Genomic DNA, 5,866 nt, shown 5'->3' with positions numbered 1-5,866 from the left:
TCCCTTGCCGAACTCAGAAGTGAAACGACATATCGCCGATGGTAGTGTGGGGCTTCCCCATGTGAGAGTAGGTCATCGTCAGGCTCTTAAACCAAACAAAAGGCCCCCGCCACGAAAGTGTCGGGGGTTTTTTGTTTGGTTTAAGATCACGAGGAATTTCTTTCCCTACCTTGCGACGAAGTCGCCATGTGACAAGCAATGCCCCGCAGGGGCCAGCTTGGTGCGCCGCAGGCGTCCCGAAGGGATGACGAGCATGCTCGTCACACACTGTAGGTCATCGTCAGGCTCTTAAAGCAAACAAAAGACCCCCGCCACGAAAGTGTCGGGGGTTTTTTGTTTGGTTTAGGAACACGCTGATCAACTCTCCCTACCTCGCAGCGCCTGAGCCGCCATGTGACACCCGATGCACCGCAGGGGCCAGGGTGAGGCGCCGCAGGCGTCCCGAAGGGAGAGCAAGCTTGCTTGTTACCTAAGCAGGGCATCATTACGCCCAATGCCCACACCTGAAGTTAGAAGCTCGAGGCTCGAAGCTCGAACCACCCTGGCACGCCTACACCTTTTCGAAACCCTCAATATGTCTGCATGCCAGCGGAGCGGTCGTCCGTGCAATGACAAGGCACAGCGGGGCCGGAATACCCGATATATGAATTCTGTTCATTCTTTCAGGTCACAAAGAATAAACGGTTTGGCCCTTTATCAGGAGCTTGATGACAACTATTCTCTGTTTTTGCTCTCCTTTTCCGGGATCCATAGCGATGCGAATTTTCTGCAGCGGAGCCTGCATTGCGGTTCCGGAAAGTGGTAGAGTTGAGCGTGTTTTTCTGCCGTTAACTCTGCGTTTGCGGCAGTGGCTGCGGGAGCCAGCTTGGACAGATTTGGCCAATGGCGATATCGAATCGCCTTGATGGTTTGCAGGGTTGGCCTGCACCGGTTTCCCTGATGGGGTGCCGTTTCGAGTGTTTGGATTTGGGAAAGGTTCTGCATTATGACAACAGATAACAATGCCGGCGTGATTACTCCTCTACAGGCTCTTCAGCAGCGTGTGGAACAACATGGTGATGCTGTGGCGTTTGTTCAGCCGCTGGGTGGGGGCAAAATCCGCGAATACACCTGGAAGGTGGTAGAGGAAGAAGCGCGTAAAATTGCTGCCTACCTGCATCAGCAGGGGATGCAGAAAGGTGATCACGTTGCGCTGGTTTCAAAGAACTGCGCTGAGTGGATCATTACCGATCTTGCCATCTGGATGGCGGGTGGCGTCAGCGTTCCTCTTTATCCGACACTCGTGGCTGAAACTGTTCGTCTGATCATGGAGCACAGCGAATCGAAGTTCCTTTTTGTCGGCAAGCTTGATGATTGGGACATGATGAAAGACGGTGTGCCTGAGGGTGTGAAACAGATTGCCCTGTCTCTGGCACCAGAAGATGCATTGCAGTCTTTCCCGGTGGTGACCGATATTATTCGAGATACTGCGCCTATTGCTGAAGTGAATCAGCCTGCAATGAGTGACTTGGCGACCATCGTTTACACCTCTGGTACCACGGGCATGCCTAAAGGGGTGATGCATGACTTTGAGGGTCTTTCCATTGTGGGTGGAAAGATGATCAAGGTTTACGATTTGCGCCCGGATGAGCGAATGATTTCCTATTTGCCTCTGTCTCACGTAGCTGAGCGTGTTGCTGTTGAGATCGCTGTGCTCTACGTGGGCAGCAAGATCTTCTTTGCCGAGTCGTTGGAAACCTTTGGTGAAGACATCAAGCGTGCCCAGCCTACGGTGTTCTTCGCGGTACCCCGGATTTGGTCGAAGTTCTACCAAAAGGCCTCCGAGGCGGTGCCTCCCAAGAAGCTCAATACACTCCTGAAAATTCCGTTCCTGAACAAGGTGATCAAGAAGAAGGTGCTGGGTGCCATGGGGCTGGACGAGTGCCGGATTGCCCTGTCTGGTGCAGCAGCCCTGTCACCGGAAATTATTACCTGGTTCAAGAAATTGGGTCTCGAGATTCTCGAGGTTTATGGCATGACTGAAAACCTGGCATGGTCTCATACCACCGAAGTGGGTGATCAGAAGATTGGCTGGGTCGGTACCCCGAACGACGGTGTTGAATGCCGCATTGCCGAGAATGGCGAAATCATGGTGCGTAGCCTGGGGAACATGAAAGGCTACTACAAGATGCCTGAAAAAACGGCTGAAGACCTCACAGACGACGGTTGGCTTCACACTGGAGACAAAGGTGAAATTGATGCTTCCGGGCGTTTGAAGATTACCGGACGTGTTAAAGAGATCTTCAAGACAGAAAAAGGCAAGTATGTGGCTCCCGTGCCGATTGAAAACCATATCGTCACTCTGCCGGGCCTGGAGCTGGCCTGTGTTATCGGTGAAGGGATGGGGCAGCCGGTTGCGCTGTTGAACCTGACGCCTGAGGAGCAGGAAAAACTTTCTTCCGGGACCGAAAAAGAGCACTTCTCCCAAACGTTGGAAAAGCATCTCAAGCATGTGAATACCCTGCTCGATCCCCATGAGCGTCTTACTACGCTGATTGTCTGCAAGGACGCCTGGACGGTTGAGAATAATATGATCACCCCGACCCTGAAGTTGAAGCGTAATGTGATCGAAGAGCATTACGCTGAAGGTATCAAGCAGTGGTCCAAAACCAAAGGGGTGGTTTGGGAAGCTTGAGCACCCTCAAGGAGGCGGATCAGCAATTGATCCGCCTGCTGGCTGATGGCCAGTTTCGCTCCGGATCCCAGCTAGGTGATGTGTTGGGTGTGTCGCGCGCTGCCGTTTGGAAGCGTGCTCAACGCCTCAATGACTTTGGCTTGGCGCTGGAGTCGGTGAAGGGCAAGGGGTATCGGCTGGCGCAACCTGTCGAGCTCCTTGATCCTGACTTTATTCAAGAACAGCTGACGCAAGCCGGCTTTCACGTTGATCTGCACTACTCCCTGGTAACGGATTCGACCAATGCTGACGCCCTGGCAGGGACCAGTAGTGCCGGGCAGTCGGCGATATTTCTGGCGGAATGCCAGCTTGCTGGCCGCGGAAGGCGTGGGCGGCAGTGGCAGTCTCCGTTTGCCGCCAATCATTATCTTTCTGTGCGCTACCCGATTCAGGGCGGCTTTGCCGCGCTGGGCGGCTTGAGTCTTGCTGTCGGCGTGGCTGTGGCTGATGCGTTGGTGTCACTGCAGCCTGGTCTGCCGGTGGGTTTGAAGTGGCCCAATGACCTCCTGGTTAATGGTGCCAAACTGGGCGGTGTACTTATTGAGCTGGCGGGCGAAATGGATGGTCGGGTCGATGTCGTGGTGGGGGTGGGTTTGAATGGGCGCATGACGCCAGCTCAGGCTGAGCGTATCGACCAGCGTTGGACTGACCTGGCCAGCGTGATGGGGGAAATGCCATCACGTACCCAGGTGACCACCGAGGTGTTGTCGCGACTACTGACCATGCTGGCAGAGTTCTCGACTCAAGGTTTTGAGCCGCTGGTTTCCCGTTACGATGTCTATGATCAGGTGGCGGGCAAACGCGTACAGGTGCAGTCCGCAGAGCAAATGCTCAGCGGAGTTGCCGTTGGGGTCTCATCAGATGGTGCGCTGAGACTGGAAACTGCCGAAGGCCTGAAAGAGCTTTACGGTGGTGAAGTGAGTTTGAGAATTCAATGAAACTGTTTGTGGATGTGGGGAATACCGCGCTCAAGTGGCGTATTCGCAATGGGCATGAGGTGCGACAGGGTGGCTGTCGCCACGAGCGCCGCTGGGATGCTGTGGTTGATGCTGTCGAAGGGCTGTCCACCCCGTGTGAAGCCGTTTGGGTGGCTTCTGTGGCAGGCGCAGAGTCGGACCGGGATATTGCCAGTGCATTGCAGAGAAAAACCGGCGTGATGCCGCAATTCTATTACTCCCGCGGAGAGGATTTTGGTGTGACCAGCTGCTATCCGGAGCCGCGAAGACTGGGTGTAGATCGCTGGGTAGCCATGGTGGAGTGCTATCAGCGTTATGGCGCTGGGATTATTGTCGATTGTGGTAGTGCACTAACCATTGATGCGGTGGATGCAAGTGGGAGATTCCTGGGTGGCTACATCGTACCGGGGCTTGGCATGTTGCGTGGTGCCCTGCTGCGCGATACCGCAGATGTGCATGTTGAGGCTGGTGCGGCGCAGTTGGGATTGGGGAAAAGCACTGGCGAGTGTGTTCATAACGGATTGTTGCGCATGTCTGTGGCCTTCGTCACGGAGGTGGTGCTTGAACTACGCCAAGTGCTTGATGATACTTGCAAAGTGTTGATTACAGGCGGGGATGCATCTGCGTTGATTGATGCCTTCAAATTTGATTGCGCGCACGTTCCTGACCTGGTTCTGGACGGTCTTGAGCGCATTGCTGCCGAAAAAGAATAAGGTGGGGGAACGCCCGTGCGGTGGATATTTTATAGTCTCGTTGTCGTCAATCTTGTCTATCTGGGGCTTCAGCTCACCAAAAGTCTGACCGAGCCTGCTCGCGTGACGGCCTTGCAACTTCCTCATTTGGAGGGCGGTGCGCCGCTGGCGTTGTTGTCCGAGCAGCCTCAGTCGCACCGTGTGGCGCGCCAGCCGGTCTCCTCAGGCACCCTTTGTCCGGTTATCGGGCCGTGGGAAAATGAGGACAAGGCCCGTGCCGGGGTGGTGCAGTTGGCCGCTGCCGGTATCTCGGCAAGGGTGAGGGCGCTGGCGATCGAGAAGGAGCGTCTTAGTTGGGTCTATCTGCCGCCCTATGCCAGTCGCGACAGGGCGCTGTTGGTGCTTCAGGAGCTGCAGGAGCGTGGCGTGGACAGCTTTGTCGTGAAGGAGGGGGATGACGCCAATGCCATCTCCCTGGGCTATTTTTCCAGTGATGAGTCTGCAGAAGGGTTGCGCGTAAAGATGCGCAATGCGGGTTATCCGGCGTTTGTGCGCGAAACCTCAAAGACGGTGACCGAGTATTGGGCTTTTCTGGTGGATTCTGCTGCAGCGGAGAAGTCGGAAGTAAAAGTTTTTCTTGAGGCGAATCAGTCGCTTAAGCTTGATCGGGTCTCCTGTAACTGATTGGTTGAGCAATTATTAGGCGTTTGATGATTAATTGGATTGCGCCCCTCAATTCCTTTCTATAGAATTCGCAACCCTTGTGAGCTGGCGTAGCTCAGTTGGTAGAGCAGCTGATTTGTAATCAGCCGGTCGGGGGTTCGACTCCTCTCGCCAGCTCCAGCTTTTAAAATCGTCGTAACTGCTTGAAAACAAGTTGACAAGTGGTTGAGGCGTAAAGAGAATGTAGGCCCTTTTCTGGAGGGGTTCCCGAGTGGCCAAAGGGATCAGACTGTAAATCTGACGCGAAAGCTTCGGAGGTTCGAATCCTCCCCCCTCCACCAGATTAAGCGTAGGTCGTTATCGATCTGCAAGCCGGAAGGCTGGTAAGGCATCGGAAGGTTTGCGGGCATAGTTCAATGGTAGAACCTCAGCCTTCCAAGCTGATGATGCGGGTTCGATTCCCGCTGCCCGCTCCAATTCCGGCAGGGTTTGGTCATCGCAAGATGGCATGAAGGTTATGCTCATATAGCTCAGTAGGTAGAGCACACCCTTGGTAAGGGTGAGGTCACCGGTTCAAATCCGGTTATGAGCTCCATTTTCCGGGCCCAGGTTTATCCTGGGCCCGGCTTCATGTGTCTTGATGGTGCCAAGGTTGGTCTGTGTTTGTCGAATGCAGTCCTTAAATGTGTCTTTATCGGGTGTATGCGCGCCATATGGCGAGAAAGCACAGCCAAGTTGAGAGGTGAAGAGTCGTGGCAAAGGAAAAGTTTGAACGTAATAAACCGCACGTAAACGTAGGCACCATTGGTCACGTTGACCATGGTAAAACCACTCTGACCGCT

At 54.4% G+C, this 5,866-nt stretch carries 5 protein-coding genes and 4 tRNA genes; all 9 read left to right on the top strand.

Annotated features, from left to right (window positions below; translation table 11 throughout):
• Positions 1–985: 985 nt before the first annotated feature.
• Positions 986–2,674: an AMP-binding protein gene (locus tag GQF00_RS14900; RefSeq protein ID WP_161319973.1), complete on the top strand. Its 1,689-nt coding sequence runs from the start codon at positions 986–988 to the stop codon at positions 2,672–2,674.
• Positions 2,671–3,651, top strand: a complete 981-nt coding sequence (gene birA, locus GQF00_RS14895) for a bifunctional biotin--[acetyl-CoA-carboxylase] ligase/biotin operon repressor BirA (RefSeq protein ID WP_237440566.1) — start codon at positions 2,671–2,673, stop codon at positions 3,649–3,651. The genes GQF00_RS14900 and birA overlap by 4 nt, the downstream gene beginning before the upstream one ends.
• Positions 3,648–4,382 carry a type III pantothenate kinase gene (locus tag GQF00_RS14890; RefSeq protein WP_161319971.1) on the top strand — a complete coding sequence of 245 codons (735 nt, stop codon included), beginning with the start codon at positions 3,648–3,650 and terminating at the stop codon, positions 4,380–4,382. The genes birA and GQF00_RS14890 overlap by 4 nt, the downstream gene beginning before the upstream one ends.
• Positions 4,383–4,397: 15 nt before the next feature.
• The gene (locus GQF00_RS14885) at positions 4,398–5,045 is read left to right on the top strand and encodes an SPOR domain-containing protein (RefSeq protein ID WP_161319970.1); all 648 of its coding nucleotides are present in this window, start codon (positions 4,398–4,400) and stop codon (positions 5,043–5,045) included.
• Between the two features lie 83 nt (positions 5,046–5,128).
• Positions 5,129–5,204, top strand: a tRNA-Thr gene (locus GQF00_RS14880).
• Positions 5,205–5,281: 77 nt separating this feature from the next.
• Positions 5,282–5,365, top strand: a tRNA-Tyr gene (locus GQF00_RS14875).
• A 61-nt stretch (positions 5,366–5,426) separates the two neighbouring features.
• Positions 5,427–5,500 (top strand) — tRNA-Gly (locus GQF00_RS14870).
• Between the two features lie 43 nt (positions 5,501–5,543).
• Positions 5,544–5,619: transfer RNA gene (locus tag GQF00_RS14865), tRNA-Thr, on the top strand.
• Between the two features lie 157 nt (positions 5,620–5,776).
• Positions 5,777–5,866 (top strand): GTP-binding protein (locus GQF00_RS14860; RefSeq protein ID WP_003137431.1); only part of this gene is annotated, 90 nt, incomplete at its 3' end.

The organism is Alcanivorax sp. DP30, assembly GCF_009882945.1.
GTDB lineage: Bacteria > Pseudomonadota > Gammaproteobacteria > Pseudomonadales > Alcanivoracaceae > Alcanivorax.
Note: the sequence above shows the minus strand (reverse complement) of the source record. Positions and strands in the feature narration are given on the sequence as shown.

What these genes read in the sequence shown, in the direction of transcription:
- GQF00_RS14890 (WP_161319971.1), top strand. Translation starts at nt 3,648, where the DNA reads ATGAAACTGTTTGTGGATGTGGGGAATACCGCGCTCAAGTGGCGTATT.
- GQF00_RS14900 (WP_161319973.1), top strand. Translation starts at nt 986, where the DNA reads ATGACAACAGATAACAATGCCGGCGTGATTACTCCTCTACAGGCTCTT.